The sequence below is a fragment of the Streptomyces sp. NPDC042100 genome, from assembly GCF_055582325.1.
In genome coordinates, this window is sequence record NZ_JBVJDK010000002.1 from 211,555 (window position 1) to 226,366 (window position 14,812).

The 14,812-nt window shown below is 71.8% G+C and carries 15 protein-coding genes; 3 read left to right on the forward strand and 12 right to left on the reverse strand.

The genetic code is table 11. The annotated features are described in order from the left end of the window. Nucleotides 1-100 precede the first annotated feature (100 nt). Nucleotides 101-1,873, reverse strand: coding sequence for a 2-isopropylmalate synthase (gene leuA / locus ACZ6J5_RS05190; RefSeq protein WP_469387773.1), 1,773 nt, complete (start codon nt 1,871-1,873; stop codon nt 101-103). Nucleotides 1,874-2,165: 292 nt separating this feature from the next. Between leuA and ACZ6J5_RS05195 the strand changes: the two genes are divergently transcribed. Together ACZ6J5_RS05195 and ACZ6J5_RS05200 are read left to right on the forward strand one after the other, a co-directional pair. Further along, entirely contained in the window at nt 2,166-3,200 is a 1,035-nt protein-coding gene (locus ACZ6J5_RS05195; RefSeq protein WP_469387775.1) for a M4 family metallopeptidase, read from the forward strand. A gap of 20 nt (nt 3,201-3,220) precedes the next feature. After that, nucleotides 3,221-3,487 carry a protealysin inhibitor emfourin gene (locus ACZ6J5_RS05200; protein WP_469387778.1) on the forward strand — a complete coding sequence of 89 codons (267 nt, stop codon included), beginning with the start codon at nt 3,221-3,223 and terminating at the stop codon, nt 3,485-3,487. A 41-nt stretch (nt 3,488-3,528) separates the two neighbouring features. Here the strand turns inward: ACZ6J5_RS05200 and era are convergent, their stop codons facing one another. The 7 genes from era to ACZ6J5_RS05235 form a co-directional block, all read right to left on the reverse strand. Further along, nucleotides 3,529-4,479: a GTPase Era gene (gene era / locus ACZ6J5_RS05205; RefSeq protein ID WP_469387779.1), complete on the reverse strand. Its 951-nt coding sequence runs from the start codon at nt 4,477-4,479 to the stop codon at nt 3,529-3,531. A gap of 21 nt (nt 4,480-4,500) precedes the next feature. Continuing rightward, complete coding sequence (locus ACZ6J5_RS05210; protein WP_469387780.1) at nt 4,501-5,499, reverse strand: DUF916 domain-containing protein; 999 nt, start codon at nt 5,497-5,499, stop codon at nt 4,501-4,503. A gap of 63 nt (nt 5,500-5,562) precedes the next feature. Beyond that, nucleotides 5,563-6,900 (reverse strand): beta-xylosidase, encoded by a 1,338-nt coding sequence (locus ACZ6J5_RS05215; RefSeq protein WP_469387781.1) that lies wholly within the window; start codon nt 6,898-6,900, stop codon nt 5,563-5,565. A 206-nt stretch (nt 6,901-7,106) separates the two neighbouring features. After that, a complete protein-coding gene (locus ACZ6J5_RS05220) occupies nt 7,107-7,586 on the reverse strand; it encodes a hypothetical protein (RefSeq protein ID WP_469387783.1) in 480 nt (159 codons plus the stop codon). A 207-nt stretch (nt 7,587-7,793) separates the two neighbouring features. Then, nucleotides 7,794-8,156, reverse strand: coding sequence for a cytidine deaminase (locus tag ACZ6J5_RS05225; protein ID WP_469387784.1), 363 nt, complete (start codon nt 8,154-8,156; stop codon nt 7,794-7,796). A 27-nt stretch (nt 8,157-8,183) separates the two neighbouring features. Then, nucleotides 8,184-8,918 carry a hypothetical protein gene (locus ACZ6J5_RS05230; RefSeq protein WP_469387786.1) on the reverse strand — a complete coding sequence of 245 codons (735 nt, stop codon included), beginning with the start codon at nt 8,916-8,918 and terminating at the stop codon, nt 8,184-8,186. 134 nt (nt 8,919-9,052) lie between these two features. Beyond that, complete coding sequence (locus ACZ6J5_RS05235) at nt 9,053-9,874, reverse strand: helix-turn-helix transcriptional regulator (protein ID WP_469388653.1); 822 nt, start codon at nt 9,872-9,874, stop codon at nt 9,053-9,055. A gap of 158 nt (nt 9,875-10,032) precedes the next feature. Between ACZ6J5_RS05235 and ACZ6J5_RS05240 the strand changes: the two genes are divergently transcribed. Next, a complete protein-coding gene (locus tag ACZ6J5_RS05240; RefSeq protein WP_469387788.1) occupies nt 10,033-11,463 on the forward strand; it encodes an MFS transporter in 1,431 nt (476 codons plus the stop codon). A 1-nt stretch (nt 11,464) separates the two neighbouring features. On the opposite strand, the gene ACZ6J5_RS05245 is transcribed toward ACZ6J5_RS05240, so the two are convergent. Genes ACZ6J5_RS05245 through ACZ6J5_RS05260 form a run of 4 tightly spaced genes read right to left on the reverse strand, consistent with a single transcriptional unit; the run spans nt 11,465 to nt 14,728 of the window. After that, nucleotides 11,465-11,818, reverse strand: coding sequence for an MmcQ/YjbR family DNA-binding protein (locus ACZ6J5_RS05245; protein WP_469387792.1), 354 nt, complete (start codon nt 11,816-11,818; stop codon nt 11,465-11,467). Beyond that, on the reverse strand, nt 11,815-13,122 hold the full coding sequence (locus tag ACZ6J5_RS05250; RefSeq protein WP_469387795.1) for a hemolysin family protein: 1,308 nt from the start codon (nt 13,120-13,122) through the stop codon (nt 11,815-11,817). Before ACZ6J5_RS05250 ends, ACZ6J5_RS05245 begins: the two co-directional genes overlap by 4 nt. A 10-nt stretch (nt 13,123-13,132) precedes the next feature. Further along, nucleotides 13,133-13,630, reverse strand: coding sequence for an rRNA maturation RNase YbeY (gene ybeY / locus ACZ6J5_RS05255; protein WP_132913975.1), 498 nt, complete (start codon nt 13,628-13,630; stop codon nt 13,133-13,135). A gap of 12 nt (nt 13,631-13,642) precedes the next feature. Beyond that, nucleotides 13,643-14,728 carry a PhoH family protein gene (locus ACZ6J5_RS05260; RefSeq protein WP_469387798.1) on the reverse strand — a complete coding sequence of 362 codons (1,086 nt, stop codon included), beginning with the start codon at nt 14,726-14,728 and terminating at the stop codon, nt 13,643-13,645. Nucleotides 14,729-14,812: the final 84 nt, after the last annotated feature.

The following is a 14,812-nucleotide window of genomic DNA, read 5'->3' on the forward strand; positions in this document are numbered from 1 at the left end:
CCAGCTTCTTCCTTAAGCGAACCTGAAGCCGTGACCGAGCTCACACACGCCGCTGCCCCGCACCCCTGGCGGGGTGCGGGGCAGCGGGCCGTGCGCGAGGTCAGCGCGCCGAGCGGTTCACCGCCGACACGACCGCCTTCAGCGAGGCGCGGGTGGTGTTGGCGTCGATGCCGATGCCCCACAGGACCTTGCCGTCGATGGCGCACTCGATGTACGAGGCGGCCTGCGCGGAGGCGCCCTCGCTCATCGTGTGCTCCTGGTAGTCCAGCAGGCGGGCGTCCACGCCGATCGCCTGCAGGGCGGCGAAGAAGGCGGAGATCGGGCCGTTGCCGGAGCCGGTCAGGACCGTCTCGACGCCGTCGACGACCGCCTCGACCTTCAGGGTGTCGGTGCCGTCCGTGTCGGAGGTGGACTGACCGGAGCGCAGCTGGATGCGGCCCCAGCGGGCCGCGGCGCCGTCCGGGCTGGGCAGGTACTCGTCCTGGAAGACGGACCAGATCTGCGCCGGGGTGACCTCGCCGCCCTCGGCGTCGGTCTTGGCCTGGATGATCCGGGAGAACTCGATCTGCATCCGGCGGGGCAGGTCCAGCTTGTGGTCGTTCTTCAGGACGTACGCGATGCCGCCCTTGCCGGACTGCGAGTTGACCCGGATGACGGCCTCGTAGGAGCGGCCGACGTCCTTCGGGTCGATCGGCAGGTACGGGACGGCCCACTCGATGTCGTCGACGGTGACGCCCTTCGCGGCCGCGTCGGCCTCCATGGCGTCGAAGCCCTTCTTGATGGCGTCCTGGTGGGAGCCGGAGAAGGCGGTGTAGACCAGGTCGCCCGCGTAGGGGTGGCGCGGGTGGACCTCCATCTGGTTGCAGTACTCGGAGGTCCGGCGGACCTCGTCGATCTGCGAGAAGTCGATCTGCGGGTCGACGCCCTGGCTGAACAGGTTCATGCCCAGGGTGACCAGGTCGACGTTGCCGGTGCGCTCGCCCTGGCCGAACAGGCAGCCCTCGATGCGGTCGGCGCCGGCCATGATCGCCAGCTCGGCCGCCGCGACGGCCGTGCCCCGGTCGTTGTGCGGGTGCACGGACAGGCAGACGTACGGGCGGCGGGTCAGGTTGCGGGACATCCACTCGAAGCGGTCCGCGTGCGTGGACGGCGTCGAACGCTCCACGGTGGCGGGCAGGTTGAGGATGATCTCGCGGCCGGGGCCGGGCTGCCAGACGTCACAGACGGCCTCGCAGACCTCCAGGGCGAAGTCCAGCTCGGTGTCGGTGAAGATCTCCGGGCTGTACTGGTAGCCGAAGGTGGTCTCCGGGCCCAGCAGCTTCTCCGCGTACTCCATCACCAGGCGGGTGCCGTCGACGGCGATCTGCTTGATGTCCTCCTTGGAGCCGCGGAAGACGACCCGGCGGAAGGTGGGCGCGGTGGCGTTGTACAGGTGGACGGTGGCGCGGTGGGCGCCCTTCAGCGACTCCACGGTCCGCTCGATCAGGTCCTCGCGGGCCTGGGTCAGTACGGAGATGGTGACGTCGTCCGGGACCGCGCCCTCTTCGATGATCGAGCGGACGAAGGCGAAGTCCGTCTCGCCGGAGGACGGGAAGCCGACCTCGATCTCCTTGTAGCCCATGCGGACCAGCAGGTCGAACATCTCGCGCTTGCGGGCCGGGCTCATCGGGTCGATCAGGGCCTGGTTGCCGTCGCGCAGGTCGGTGGAGAGCCAGCGGGGCGCCTTGGTGATGCGGCGGTCGGGCCAGGTGCGGTCGGGGATCTCGACGGCCTCGTACTGCCCGTACTTGTGCACGGGCATCCCGGACGGCTTCTGGGTGTGCGTCGCGGTGGTGACGGGCGTCGGACGGCTGACGAACGGCGACTGGGACATTGCGTAGGGCTCCTCGGGTCCATCAAGAAGGACGGCCGACTGTCGAACGCAACACCGAAACCCGCGGGGAGGGGGTCGGCCTACGACTACAGGCCCTCGCCGCGGCAGCTAAGGAGAAGCAGCCCGAAACGCATGATGCGCGTCACCATAGCCCAGCACGGCGGAGGCGGACGTCCCGTTTCAGTATGCGGGACGGGGTCCGCGTCAAGGGGGAAAGGTGACCCATCACTCCATTTCGCCAATCATGGTCGCGTGTCGTGACAGCCGCACCACTCAGTGCCACATTGCTGCCATGACTCCCCACTTCTGCACGATCGTCCCGCCGCACATCCTGGAGCACCTGGCCCGGTCCGAGGACCCGGCCGTCTCCGCCGCGGCCCGGCGGACCCTGGCGTCGGACGCCGCGCAGCGCACCGCCCGCCGGCTGGCCCCGCCCGCCGACCGCGCCGGGACCCCGGGCACGGTGCACCGCACGATCTACGACACGCACCACAGCACCACGCTGCCGGGCGACGAGATCCGCGACGAGGGCGGCCCGGCGACCGACGACGCCACCGCCAACCGCGCGTACGCGGGCCTCGGCGCCACCTTCGACCTCTTCGAGAAGGTCTTCGGACGGGACTCGATCGACGGCGCCGGGATGCCGCTGCTGGCGACCGTGCACTACGACGAGAAGTACGACAACGCCTTCTGGAACGGCGAGCAGATGGTGTTCGGCGACGGCGACGGCGAGCTGTTCCTCGACTTCACCATCCCGGTCGACGTCATCGGCCACGAGCTGACCCACGGCGTCACCCAGCACACCGCGAACCTCGCCTACTACGGCCAGTCGGGTGCGCTCAACGAGTCCGTCTCCGACGTCTTCGGCACCCTCGTCAAGCAGTACGCGCTCGGCCAGAGCGCCGACCAGGCCGACTGGCTGATCGGCGCCGGGCTGCTCGGGCCCGCCATCGACAAGGGCTCGGCGCTGCGCTCCATGAAGGAGCCGGGCACCGCCTACGACGACGACGTCCTCGGCAAGGACCCGCAGCCCGCCACCATGGACGGCTACGTCCGCACCCACGCCGACAACGGCGGCGTGCACATCAACTCGGGCATCCCCAACCACGCCTTCTACCTGGCCGCCACCGCCCTCGGCGGCAACGCCTGGGAGCGGGCCGGGCGGATCTGGTACGACACGCTGACCGGCGGCACGCTGGACTCGGAGGCCACGTTCAAGGAGTTCGCGGCGGCCACGGTGGCGGCGGCGCGGGCCCGGTTCGGCGACGGCGACGAGCTCAAGGCGGTCACGGACGCCTGGTCGGCCGTCGGCGTGCCGAGTCGCTGAGGCTGCGGTAGACAGGCCCCATGAGGATTCGCGTCGTACGCACAGGGGGCTTCGCGGGGATCGGGAAGTCGGCGGAGGTGGACACCGAGGGCAGGCCCGACGCCGAGCGGCTGCGCTCGCTGGCCCAGGAGGCCCTCGACGCCCCGCCGCCGCCCGAGAGCCGAGGGGTCCCGGACGGCTTCGGCTACGAGATCACGGTCGACGGGCGGACGGTGAGGTGGGCCGATCCGCACCTCACCGACGAGCAGCGCGAGCTGATCCAGCTCGTCCTGAAGGAAGGCGCGTAGGCGCACAGCCGGCGAGCCGCCCGGCCTGCCGGCCCCGGGACCTAGAAGCCCAGCTTCCGCAGCTGCTTCGGGTCCCGCTGCCAGTCCTTGGCGACCTTCACGTGCAGGTCGAGGAAGACCGGGGTGCCGAGCAGCGCCTCGATGTGCTTGCGCGACTTCATGCCGACCTCCTTGAGGCGGCTGCCCTTGGGGCCGATGATGATGCCCTTCTGGCTGGGGCGCTCGATGTACACGTTGGCGTGGATGTCGAGCAGCGGCCGGTCCGCCGGGCGGTTCTCGCGCGGGATCATCTCCTCGACGACGACCGCGATGGAGTGCGGCAGCTCGTCCCGTACGCCTTCGAGCGCCGCCTCGCGGATCAGCTCGGCGACCATGACCATCTCGGGCTCGTCGGTGAGGTCGCCCTCCGGGTAGAGCGGCGGGGACTCCGGCAGCAGCGGGATCAGCAGGTCGGCGACGAGCTGCACCTGCTTGTCGCCCACGGCCGAGACGGGCACGATCTGCGCCCACTCGAAGCCCAGCTCCTTGCCGAGCTGGTCGATCGCGATCAGCTGCTCGGCGAGGGTGCGGGAGTCGACCAGGTCGGTCTTGGTGATGATCGCGACCTTGGGCGTCTTCTTGATCTCGGCGAGCTCCTTGGCGATGAAGCGGTCGCCGGGGCCGAGCTTCTGGTCGGCGGGCAGGCAGAAGCCGATCACGTCGACCTCGGCCCAGGTGGTGCGCACCACGTCGTTGAGCCGCTCGCCGAGCAGGGTGCGCGGCTTGTGCAGGCCCGGGGTGTCGACCAGGATCAGCTGGGCGTCGGGGCGGTGCACGATGCCTCGGACCGTGTGCCGGGTGGTCTGGGGGCGGTTGGAGGTGATGGCCACCTTCTGGCCGACCAGAGCGTTCGTGAGGGTGGACTTGCCCGCGTTGGGGCGGCCGACGAAGCAGGCGAAGCCGGCCCGGTGGGGGACGGTGTTCTCATCAGTACGAGCGCTCATGGGGGCCATTCTCCCCGATGGACGGCCGCCTCACGTACTCGGCGTCCGGCGCCGTCGGATCCGCAGTCCGAGCACGCCCGCCGCGCCCCCGGCGACGAGCACCGCGAGGGGCAGCCAGGGCAGGGCCAGGAAGGAGATCCCGGCGGACTCGCGGACGCCCTTGGCGGTCGCGGTCAGGGTCAGCTCGCCCCAGTCGAGCTGCGGGGAGCCGGTCCACCGCTCGGTGAGCCGGATCTTCTGCCGGGGCAGCAGCTCGGCGGGGAGCCGGTCCAGGTCGCGGCGGAGCAGGGTGCGCCCGAAGAGCCCCTGGGCCCTGAGGGCGACCTTGGGGCTGAGGGTGACGTTGCCCCGGTTGTGCAGGGTGTACGAGACGACGGCGGTGCTGGTGCCGGCGCCGGGCACGAGCGGCCGGTCCTGGCGCAGGGTGACGTCCTCGACGCCGAGGGCGGGCACGGTGGGGCCGCCGACCCGGAGGTAGACCCTGGCCGCGACCGCGCGCCGCACGCCGAGCGCGACGGAGCCGCCGGAGCCCTTCGCGATCCGCTCGTCGAGGGCGACGACGGCGCCGGGGTGGTCGCCGGGCGCGGCGTCGGCGGGCACGGTCAGGGTGTACGGGACGGTGACGGCGGAGTGCGGCGGGACGGTGACCCGGTCGCGGGCGGGCTTGATCCAGGCGCCGGCGCCGGTCTGCTTCTCCTGCCGGGTGCGCACGGCGAAGCCGCCGTCGCGTTCGGTGTTGTAGGCGTCGGCCCCGTACAGCAGGAAGCTGAGCGGGGCGGCGGTCTTGTTGGCGACGGTGACCTGGTCGCCGACGGTGCCGCCGGGGTCGGCGGAGAGGTAGAAGTACGGGCGGCTGCCGAGCTGCGAGGCGGCCGGGTAGACGGCCCACTCGCCGTTCTCGGCGGCGGCGGCGGGCGCGGCGACGGGCCCGCCGAGCAGCAGGGCCGCGACGGGCAGGGCGGCGAGCGGGAGGCTCAGGAGGCCCAGGGCTCGGCGGACGCTCAGGAGGAAGACGTACGGCTTGCGCACGGGTGCGGACCCCTCGGGAGGTGGCGACGGGCCGGCCGGGTGCGCGGCCGGCCCGTCGGGCGGTCAGGACAGCGTCAGCGTGAGCACGCCCGCGTAACTTCCGGGCGCCGTGAACGCCGGGACGTCGAGGGAGAGCCCCGCGTCGATGGTGAACTCGCCGCCGGTGAGGGTGCCGTTGGGCGTGGAGGCGAGGGTGGCGCCGGCCGCGCCGACGGGTCCGGCGGTGCCGGGCGCGCAGGTGCTGGGGCTGCCCGCCTTGGTGGTGCAGGACGGCGTCCAGCTCAGCTTGTCGGCGCCGATGGCCCCGCCCGGTCCGGTGAAGTCGGTGACCTTGCCGGTCAGGGACCAGCCCGCGGGGCCGCCGCGGAAGTCCTTGACCGTCACCGTCTGGAGGGGTCCGGTGGCGGCGCCGCCCTGGCCGAAGTCGACGGCCGAGAGCTGTACGGCGTCGCCGGCCTGGGTCATCGACAGTTCGCCGGCCTTGACCGAGGCCGTGAGCTTCTGGCTGTTCGGCGGGGTCGGGGTGTCGTCGACGACCTGGTAGGCGACGGGGCCCGCGCCCTTGGCCGGGTCCCAGGCCGCGCCCTCGTAGGCCACGATCCCGGTGGTCGCCTTGTCGTTGACCTTGAGGCGGGCCGCGAAGGCGCCCTCGCTGTCGGTCGTGACGGTCATCCGGTCGCCGGTCTCGGCGGCGCCGGAGCGGCCGACGACGGTGACCTCGGCGAGCGGGGTGAACTTGGTGCCGGAGACGGTGACGCGGACGCCGGGCGCCCCGGAGGGGCTGCCGAGCTCCAGCGCGCGCTCGTTGGCCCCGGGCTGGGCGCTGGCGGTGACCGTCTCGGAGACGGGCGCGCTCGCGACCGTACAGGGGGTGTCCAGCTCCATGATGTAGCTGGTGTGGATGTTGTAGTCGCCGGGCGCGAGGGTGATGTCGCCGGGCGCGGTGACCTTGAAGGTGCCGGTCATGGAGAACGCCGGGAACGAGCCCTTGCCCGGGACGGGCGGGTTCTTCTTGGGGCCGGTGACGGTGACCGCGCCGGTCTGGGCGCCGCCGAGGGTGACCTTGCCGCTCGGGGTCATGATGTCGGCCGGGAGGGCCAGGTCCACCGGGTTGGAGGCGGCGGGCTTGGTGACCGTGTAGGTGACGGTGACCGTGTCGCCGACCTTGGGCACCGCGTTGTCGACGGTGATCTGCGCCGTGGTGGTGCCGTCGATCGGCGGGATGCCCGCGATCGGCGGCGGCACGCAGTGGGTGCCGAACTGCACGGGCACGGAGGTCGAGGTGGCCCCGGCGGGGGCGGCGAGCGCGCCCCCGGCGGTGAGCGCGAGCGCGGTGGCGCCGAGGACGGCCGCCCAGCGGCGTCGTCTTCGGGCCGCCGCGCGGCTTTGTTCGAATGCCATGTGGGTCCCCTCCTGAGGGATGAGAGGGCGCCATTGACGGCTGCGGGCCGAGAGAAGTCAATGGAATCGAAAAACACCGACTGATGACCCATCAGATACTGTCAAGATCGTCGGACTCCTTGATTCCCGCAGGTCAGAGCCGTCCGGACACAGGAACGACCGGCACCGCCCAAGGCGGCACCGGTCGGCCGTGCGGGAGTCGGGGCTCAGCTGAAGACGAAGGGCCCCGGGGACTGCGAGGTGAGCGCGTCGCAGTTGACGGTGACACCGAAGATCACCATCTTGAGCGCGGTGCCCGCGAAGTACGAGTTGAGGCTGTCGCCGGAGGCGACGGTCGCGCTCAGCGGACCCATGGTGACCGAGCCGTTCATCGGGATCGCCGGGTTCTTGGTCCCGGTGAACACCCGGGTCCCGCCGCCCGCCTTGGCCAGGGTCAGGGTGGAGTTGATGGTGTCCTTGCCGACCGCGATCGGCGTCTTCACCGCCGAGGTGATCGTGATCGTCGCGGCGGTGCCCGCCTGCGTGGCCGTGAGGGTGGCGCCGCCGCCGCCCCAGGACCCGCAGTCGTAGGTCGCGGTGGCCGAGCCGGGTGACACCGCGTAGGCGCCCGGCGCGAACGCGAGGGCTCCGGCGGCGAGCACGCCGCCGATCGCCGCCGTGATCCCTACGGTGCTTCTGCTTCTCATGACGAGGTCCAGCCCCTTCCGATGACGAACGCAGGGGTGCGGACACTGCGTCTGCGAGGAGATCTGACGGTCCGTTGGACCGATGGCTGATATTGATGCGCACCGGAGCGGGGAAGGCAAGAGACGTTCCGTTGATCCTTCACAAACGCGCAAGGGGCCCGGTGCGCGCCGCGCACCGGGCCCCTCTCGCTTCACACGCGTACGGGCTCAGCCCGCGGAGACCGCCGCCTTGAGCCGCCCGTCGGCGCCGGCCAGCAGCACCGGGGTGTCCGGCCCGCCCAGGTCCCGCACCGCCGCGCGGTCCGCGTCGGACGCGGCCTCGGCGGCGGAGACGAGGGCCGCCGCCTCCAGCGACCGCGCGCCACTGGCCACGGCCATGGCGACCGCGGTCTGCAGGGCGCTGAGCTTGAGCGACTCCAGCTCGACCGTGCCCGCGACATACGTGCGGCCGGTCTCGTCGCGTACCGCCGCACCCTCCGGCACCCCGTTGCGGGCGCGGGCGCTGCGCGCCAGCGTGATGATCTTGAGGTCCTCTGCGCCGAGGTCGTCGTGCTCGCGGTTGAGTGTCATGATCCGAGGATAGGTCCGGACCCCAGGTCAGCTCTGTGCGCCCTTGGTGAACTTCTCGCCCGCCAGCTTGGCGAGGGCGTCGAAGTCCTTGTGACCCGAGGCGCCGGACGGGACGTGGGCGAGCCGGGTCGCGCCGGTGCCCTGGGCGGCGACCAGCATGTTCGACTCCATCACCATGCCCACCTCGGCCATGTCGAGCTTCATCCGGAAGGCGTGCGCGGCCTCGACGCCCTGCGGGGCGGTCAGCTTCTGGACCGAGATCTTCATCGTCACGCCCTCGGCCTCGGTCGAGAACGAGGCGCAGGCGTCGAGCGCGGCACCGACGGCCTTGGCGTAGTCGGCGGCGCCCGTGCCGGGGAAGGTCATGACCTGCTGGCTGATCACGTTCTCGGCGCTGCCGCGCTCGAAGTCGTTGTTGACGCCGACCGTGGCGCCGGCGACGTTCTCGGCGAGCATGTCGGCGATCGGCTGGCAGGCGGCCTTGTCGGCCTTGGGGGTGAGCTTCTCGGGCGCGGTGGTGCTGGCCTTCCAGCCGGCCGGCAGGTCCTTCAGCTCCAGGGCCGCGGCCTTCATCTGCGCGGCCGTCAGCGGCTTGGCGGGGGCGGGCGCGGTGGTGGGCGCCGCCGCGGAGCTCTGCCCGGCCGCGGGCTTGTCGGCGGCGTCCTTCTTCCCCTCGTCGGAGCCTCCTCCGCAGGCGGCGGTCAGCGAGAGCGCGGAGACGGCGAGGACGGCGGAGAGGGAACGGGAGAGACGCGTACGCATGGGAGCCCTTGGATCGGCAGGAGTGCGGGGACGGGAACGGCCACCGTGACGCGCGAGGCGCGGGGCGGCCGTGGTTTCAGGAGGATAGCCGCCGCCCCGGACCCGGCCAGGACCGCCCCCGGGCCCCGTCGGCGTCAGCCCGCGACCGGGTACATCGCGCCCCGGCGGCCCTCCGGGGACACCAGCCACTCCAGCTTCGCCGCCGTGTCCGCCTCGGCCAGCGGGGTGTGCAGCACGATCACCAGGTCCGGGCGGGCCGGCACGCGCAGCTGGGTGGCCTCCACCACCAGCGGCCCGACCAGCGGGTGCTCCATCTCCTTGCGGTTCTGCCCGCCGGGCAGGATGTCCCGCCGCTCCCACAGCGCGGCGAACTCCTCGCTCACCGCCTTCGCCTCCTCGACCACCTCGCGGAAGCCCTCGTCGTCGGGGCACTCCGAGCAGGCCGAGCGGAACTGCGCGACGACCTTCGGCGCCAGCTCGCGCCAGCGCGGCGAACGCACCCGGTAGATCGGGTCGGTGAAGAAGGCGATCAGGCAGTTCTGCACGATCTCCGGCCGCATCCCCAGCACGATCGACGCCGCGTCGTTGTACATCACGGTGTTCCAGTACTGGTCCATGATGTGCGCCGGGAACGGCATCCACGTGTCGATCAGCCGCCGCAGCCCGTGGCACATGTCCCGGTCCTCGGGGGCGAGCTCCGGCGCCGGCGGGTTGAGCGCGGCCAGCACGTACAGGTGCCGCCGCTCGACCGGGCTGAGCCGCAGCACCCGCGCCACCGAGTCCAGGACCTGCGGCGACACCGTGATGTCCCGCCCCTGCTCCAGCCACTGGTACCAGGAGACCCCGACCCCGGCGAGGACGGCGACCTCCTCACGGCGCAGCCCCGGGGTGCGGCGGCGCGCGCCGCCGTCCGGGAGGCCCACCTCGGCGGGGGTGACCCGGGCCCGACGGCTCATCAGGAACTCGCGGAGCTCGCCCAGTCGGTGCGACTTGGCCTCGATGCTCTCCAATGGCGTGGCCACGTGTGCTTCCTCCCCGGGACTGCCTGGTGGTGCGACCAACAGGATAAGTACCCGCTCCCCACGGTTGTTCCCGAGCCACGAGAGTCGAGCGCATGGCAACGACGACCTCTCCGGACGCTCCCCCGTCCCACCGGAACACCCGGACTCACGCCCCCTCGCCCGCCCCCGCTCCCCCGGGGCTCGCGGGCCGTGCCCGGCTCATCCTGATCGTGCTGTGCGCCGCCCAGTTCATGGTGGCGCTCGACTTCTCCGTCCTGAACGTGGCGCTGCCGGTGCTCGGCGCCGACCTCGGCCTCAGCCCCGCCGCCCTCCAGTGGGCGGTCACCGCCTTCGCGCTGCCGTCCGGCGGCTTCCTGCTGCTGTCCGGCCGCCTCGGCGACCTCTACGGGCGCAAGCGCCTCTTCCTCACCGGGCTCGCGCTGTTCGGCGCCGCGTCCCTGCTGGCGACGCTCGCCTGGGACCCGGCGTCCTTCCTCACCGGGCGCGCCCTCCAGGGCCTGGGCGCGGCGATGATCGTGCCGACCGGCATGTCGCTGCTGACCACCACCTTCCCCGAGGGCCCGCAGCGCGACCGGGCGCTCGGCATCTCCGGCACGCTGCTGTCGCTGGGCTTCACCGTCGGCATGGTGCTCGGCGGGGTCATGACCGACACGCTGGGCTGGCGCTCCACCATGGGCCTGCTCACCCTGTTCAGCCTGATCGTGCTGCCGCTGGCGCCGGGCCTGCTGCCCGAGTCGCGCACCCCGGAGCGCCCGAAGCTGGACGTGCCGGGCGCGGTGACCGTCACCGGCGGTCTGCTGTCGCTGATCTACGCCCTGTCGACGGCGGCCGAGCGCGGCTTCGGCGGCGCGGACGTGCTGGTCACCCTGGTCGCGGGGGTCGGCCTGCTGACGGCGTTCGTGGTCGTCGAGTCCCGCAGCTCCGCCCCGCTGGTGTCGCTGCCGATGCTGCGGCGCCGCACGGTCGCCTTCGGCAACATCGGCGGGCTGGTCACCTTCTCGATGATGTCGACGGTCGTCTTCGTGCTGACCCTGTACCTCCAGGAGACGCTGGGCCTCTCCGGCTTCCTGACGGGTCTGGTCTTCGGCGTCCAGGGCCTGTTGTCGGTGTTCGCGGGCTCGGTCGCCCCGAAGGTGATCGGCCGCTTCGGCGCCCGCCGCACCCTGGTGGTCTCGCTCGCCGCGCAGGGCCTGTTCACGGCGGCGGTGCTGGGCATCGGCACCTCCTCGGGCGCGGTCCTGGCCACCGTCTTCGTCTCGCTGGCCTCGATGTGCCACCTGGGCGCGATCATCTCGTACGGCGTGACCGTCACCTCGGGCGTGCCCGACGAGGAGCAGGGGCTGGCGACCGGTCTGGTGACCACGACGCAGCAGGTCGGCATCACGGTCGGCATCCCGCTGCTCGGCGTGCTCGCCACCACGGGCGGGGACCTGTACGGGGGCGTCCGCACGGTGATCGCGCTGGACGCGGCGATCGTGCTCGGCGCGGCCGTGCTGGTCGGCCTCGGGCTGCGCCGCCGGTGACTCAGGGGCGGTCGAGCCGGAGCCGTACCGCCTTGGGGAGACCGGCGACCACGAGGTCGTACGAGTCCTCGACGAGCTCCCGGACCAGCCGGTCCGGGAGTTCGCCGACGGTCACGGTGTTCCAGTGCCGCTTGTTCATGTGGTAGCCGGGGGCGATCGCCGGGTGCTCCTCGCGGAGCCGTACGGCGTCGTCCGGGTCGCACTTGAGGTTGACCCGCAGCGGCTCGGCGTCGAGCCACGACAGCGCGAACATCTTCCCGGCGACCTTGAAGACGGAGATCTCCGGGGCGAACGGGAACTCCTCCGTCGCGTCGTTGAAGTCCAGGCAGAAGGCGCGCAGCTCGTCGGGGGTCACGGCGCCGGGTCCTCCTCGGGGGCGGGCGGCTCGACGGGCTCGGCGAGCACGGTCACGATCTTGTTCCGGCGGCCGGCCGGGGACTCGGCGGTGAGCCGCAGCCGGCGCCCGTCGGGCAGCTCGACGACGGCGTGGGCGCCGGCGATCGGGACCCGGCCGAGGGCCTTGGCGAGCAGTCCGCCGACGGTCTCCACGTCCTCGTCGTCGTACTCGTCGGGGCCGAAGCCGTAGAGCTCGCCGAGGTCGCCGATGTCGAGGCGGGCGGTGACCCGGTAGCGGTCGTCGCCGAGCTCCTCGACGGGCGGCAGCTCCCGGTCGTACTCGTCGGTGATCTCGCCGACGATCTCCTCCAGGATGTCCTCGATGGTGACGATCCCGGCCGTGCCGCCGTACTCGTCGATGACGACGGCGACGTGGTTGCGCTCCTGCTGCATCTCCCGCAGCAGGTCGCCGGCGTTCTTGGTGTCGGGCACGAAGGCCGCCGGGCGCATCGCCGTGGACACCAGGTCGGCCTCGGCGTCCCGGTTGATGTGCGTCTTGCGGACCAGGTCCTTCAGATAGACGATGCCGACGACGTCGTCCTCGTTCTCCCCGGTGACCGGGATGCGCGAGAAGCCGGAGCGCAGCGCGAGGGTGAGGGCCTGCCGGACGGTCTTGTACCGCTCGATGCAGATCAGGTCGGTGCGCGGCACCATCAGCTCGCGGACCAGGGTGTCGCCGAGCTCGAAGACGGAGTGCACCATGCGGCGCTCCTCGTCCTCGATGAGCGACTCCTGCTCGGCGAGGTCGACCATCGCCCGCAGCTCGGCCTCGGAGGCGAAGGGGCCCTTGCGGAAGCCCTTGCCGGGGGTGACCGCGTTGCCGATGAGGATGAGCAGCTGCGGGATCGGGCCCATGATCCGGGCCAGCGGCAGCAGGACGTACGCGGCGGCGGTCGCCGTGTTCAGCGGGTGCTGGCGTCCGATGGTGCGCGGGGAGACGCCGACGGCGACGTACGACACCAGCACCATGACGGCGATGGCGACGAGCAGCGCCTCCCAGGTCTCCGGGAACTCCTCCAGGCAGGCGTACGTGACGAGGACGCCGGCCGCCATCTCGCAGGAGACGCGGACGAGCAGCGCCACGTTGAGGTAGCGGGTCGGGTCGGCGGCGACCTGCGCGAGCCTCTCGGCGCCGCGCCGCCCGGACCGGACGGCCTCGGCGGCGCGGAAGCTGGAGACGCGGGCGATGCCCGCCTCGGCGCAGGCGGCGAGCCAGGCGACGACGACCAGGGCGACCGCGCCCAGGATCAGCTGAGCACTCATGGCCGCCCGCTCAGGAGACGGTGGGGGCGGGGGACGGGCCGGTGAGGCCCTTCTCCGCGCGCCAGCCGTCCACGATGGCGGCCTGGAGGCCGAACATCTCGGCCTTCTCGTCCGGCTCCTCGTGGTCGTAGCCCAGCAGGTGCAGCACCCCGTGGACGGTGAGGAGCTGGAGCTCCTCGTCCATGGAGTGCTGTGTCGGGGCGTCCTTGCCCTGCTGGGTCGCGACCTCGGGGCAGAGCACGATGTCGCCGAGGAGCCCCTGCGGGGGCTCCTCGTCGTCCTTCGCCGGCGGCCGGAGCTCGTCCATCGGGAAGGACATGACGTCCGTCGGGCCGGGCAGGTCCATCCACTGGATGTGGAGCTGCTCCATGGCCTCGGCGTCCACCACGATCACCGAGAGCTCGGAGAGCGGGTGGATCCGCATCCGGGCCAGCGCGTAGCGGGCGATGTCGAGGATCGCCTGCTCGTCGACCTCGGTTCCGGACTCGTTGTTGACGTCGATCGACATGTGCTGCTGTGTCTACTTCCCGTTACGGCCGCCGCCGCGGCTCTCGCCTCGGCCCGCGTCGCGGCCCTGGTTGCGGATGTCGTACTGCTCGTACGCGTCGACGATACGGCCGACGAGCTTGTGCCGGACGACATCCTGCGACGTGAGCTCGGAGAAGTGCACGTCGGGGACGCCCTCCAGGATCTCCCTGACCTGCCGCAGACCGCTCTTCGTGCCGCCCGGGAGGTCGACCTGGGTGATGTCGCCGGTGATGACGATCTTCGAGTCGAAGCCGAGGCGGGTGAGGAACATCTTCATCTGCTCGGGGCTCGTGTTCTGCGCCTCGTCGAGGATGATGAACGCGTCGTTGAGCGTCCGGCCGCGCATGTACGCCAGGGGCGCGACCTCGATCGTCCCGTTCGCCATGAGCTTGGGGATGGAGTCGGGGTCGAGCATGTCGTGCAGCGCGTCGTAGAGCGGGCGCAGATACGGGTCGATCTTCTCGTAGAGCGTGCCGGGCAGGAAGCCGAGCCGCTCGCCCGCCTCGACCGCCGGCCGGGTCAGGATGATCCGGGTGACCTGCTTGGACTGCAGGGCCTGGACCGCCTTGGCCATGGCCAGATAGGTCTTGCCGGTGCCGGCGGGGCCGATGCCGAAGACGATGGTGTGCTTGTCGATGGCGTCGACATAGCGCTTCTGGTTGAGGGTCTTGGGGCGGATGGTGCGACCGCGACTGGAGAGGATGTTCTGGGTGAGCACCTCGGCCGGGGTCTCCTGGCCGCCCTCCCCCTGCCCGTTCCCGCTCGCCCTGAGCATGGCGATCGAGCGTTCCACTGCGTCCTCCGTCATCGGCTGACCGGTGCGGAGCACCAGCATCATCTCGTCGAACAGGCGCTGGATCAGCGCCACTTCCGCGGCGTCCCCGGCCGCGGTGACCTGGTTGCCCCGGACGTGGATGTCGGCACCGGGGAAGGCGTCCTCGATCACGCGCAGCAGGCTGTCACCGGATCCGAGGACGGTCACCATCGGATGCTTGGCGGGGACCGTGAACAGCGCGCGGGCCTTGCCGGGCGTCCCGTCGAGGGGGGCGCCGTCGTGGGCTGTGGGTGTCTGGGTCATGGGCCGGCACTGAGGCCTGCGCATACCTCCTGTTGCGGGGTTCTCGCCACTCGACAACCTCTGCCACCAAGCCTACGACTCGGT

What these genes read in the sequence shown, in the direction of transcription:
- ACZ6J5_RS05215 (WP_469387781.1), bottom strand. Translation starts at nt 6,900, where the DNA reads ATGGCATTCGAACAAAGCCGCGCGGCGGCCCGAAGACGACGCCGCTGG.
- ACZ6J5_RS05260 (WP_469387798.1), bottom strand. Translation starts at nt 14,728, where the DNA reads ATGACCCAGACACCCACAGCCCACGACGGCGCCCCCCTCGACGGGACG.
- ACZ6J5_RS05240 (WP_469387788.1), top strand. Translation starts at nt 10,033, where the DNA reads ATGGCAACGACGACCTCTCCGGACGCTCCCCCGTCCCACCGGAACACC.
- ACZ6J5_RS05195 (WP_469387775.1), top strand. Translation starts at nt 2,166, where the DNA reads ATGACTCCCCACTTCTGCACGATCGTCCCGCCGCACATCCTGGAGCAC.
- era (WP_469387779.1), bottom strand. Translation starts at nt 4,479, where the DNA reads ATGGCCCCCATGAGCGCTCGTACTGATGAGAACACCGTCCCCCACCGG.
- leuA (WP_469387773.1), bottom strand. Translation starts at nt 1,873, where the DNA reads ATGTCCCAGTCGCCGTTCGTCAGCCGTCCGACGCCCGTCACCACCGCG.
- ACZ6J5_RS05235 (WP_469388653.1), bottom strand. Translation starts at nt 9,874, where the DNA reads ATGAGCCGTCGGGCCCGGGTCACCCCCGCCGAGGTGGGCCTCCCGGAC.
- ACZ6J5_RS05200 (WP_469387778.1), top strand. Translation starts at nt 3,221, where the DNA reads ATGAGGATTCGCGTCGTACGCACAGGGGGCTTCGCGGGGATCGGGAAG.
- ACZ6J5_RS05250 (WP_469387795.1), bottom strand. Translation starts at nt 13,122, where the DNA reads ATGAGTGCTCAGCTGATCCTGGGCGCGGTCGCCCTGGTCGTCGTCGCC.
- ybeY (WP_132913975.1), bottom strand. Translation starts at nt 13,630, where the DNA reads ATGTCGATCGACGTCAACAACGAGTCCGGAACCGAGGTCGACGAGCAG.
- ACZ6J5_RS05225 (WP_469387784.1), bottom strand. Translation starts at nt 8,156, where the DNA reads ATGACACTCAACCGCGAGCACGACGACCTCGGCGCAGAGGACCTCAAG.
- ACZ6J5_RS05230 (WP_469387786.1), bottom strand. Translation starts at nt 8,918, where the DNA reads ATGCGTACGCGTCTCTCCCGTTCCCTCTCCGCCGTCCTCGCCGTCTCC.
- ACZ6J5_RS05220 (WP_469387783.1), bottom strand. Translation starts at nt 7,586, where the DNA reads ATGAGAAGCAGAAGCACCGTAGGGATCACGGCGGCGATCGGCGGCGTG.